At 73.3% G+C, this 956-nt stretch carries 2 protein-coding genes; both read right to left on the bottom strand.

The window, feature by feature from the left end; translation table 11 throughout:
* Positions 1–97: 97 nt before the first annotated feature.
* Positions 98–589, bottom strand: a complete 492-nt coding sequence (locus B8460_RS20345; RefSeq protein WP_048863450.1) for a cytochrome c-type biogenesis protein — start codon at positions 587–589, stop codon at positions 98–100.
* Between the two features lie 6 nt (positions 590–595).
* Positions 596–956 (bottom strand): redoxin domain-containing protein (locus tag B8460_RS20340; protein WP_048863449.1); only part of this gene is annotated, 361 nt, incomplete at its 5' end.

Here is a 956-nt window from a genome sequence, read left to right as displayed (position 1 = left end):
GCGGCCTCCCGCCTGCCGCGCGGCTCCGCCCGGCGGCGCAGCGCGAGAGCCAGCGGCGCCACCGCAGCGGCGGCCAGCAGCAGAACGACAACCCAGATCATGGCCGGCGCAGCAGCTCCGCCAGACGCCGCTCCTCGTCACGCGACAGCGGCGGCGCGGCCGCGCGACGCTGACGGCGGGCCAGCAGGATCGCCCCGGCGCCGACGCCGAGCGCGATCAGCGGCGAACCCCACAGCAGGATGGTGGACGTCTTCCACGGCGGGCGCAGCCGCACGAAGTCGCCGTAGCGGGCGGTCATCCAGGCGATGATCTGCGGATCGGTCTTGCCCTCGACGATCATGCGGCGGATGTCGCGGCGGAGATCGCGGGCGAGGTCGGCATCACTCTCCTCGATGCTCTCGTTCTGGCAGACGAGGCAGCGCAACTGTCCGCCCAGCGCCTCGGCCCGCAATTCCTGCGCGCGGTTGGGAAGCATCTCGTCGGGGCTGCTGACGGCGCGCGCGGGTCCGGCGGCGAGGGCGGCGAACGCCAGGACGAGCATCAGAACGAGGGCGGCGCCGGCGGCGCGGCGGGAACGGTCGGGACGCATCGCGGCTCAGCCGTAGGTCGCGCGCAGCGGGGCAAGCTCGTGCGCGATCGTGTCGTCGGTGATCGGCCCCGCCCAGCGCCAGCGGATGATGCCGGCGCGATCGACGAAATACGTCTCCGGCACCCCGAACAGGCCGAAATTGATCGCCGTCTGGCCGCTGTCGTCGGCGGCGAGGCGGCGGTAGGGATTGCCGTTGCGTTCGAGGAAGTCGCGCGTCGCGTCCGCCCGGTCCTTGTAGGCGATGCCCCAGAACGCCACGCCCTGCTTGCTCAGCGCCGCCAGCTGCGGCGCCTCGACGGCGCAGGGGACGCACCAGCTCGCGAAGAAGTTGATCAGCACCGGGTGCCCCGCCGCCCGCACGTCGGCC

The sequence above is a fragment of the Acidisphaera rubrifaciens HS-AP3 genome, assembly GCF_000964365.1.
In the GTDB taxonomy this organism is placed as follows: domain Bacteria; phylum Pseudomonadota; class Alphaproteobacteria; order Acetobacterales; family Acetobacteraceae; genus Acidisphaera; species Acidisphaera rubrifaciens.
Note: the sequence above shows the minus strand (reverse complement) of the source record. Positions and strands in the feature narration are given on the sequence as shown.

Excerpts from the sequence above, each read along its gene's own strand:
- B8460_RS20345 (WP_048863450.1), bottom strand. The coding sequence starts at position 589 with ATGCGTCCCGACCGTTCCCGCCGCGCCGCCGGCGCCGCCCTCGTTCTG.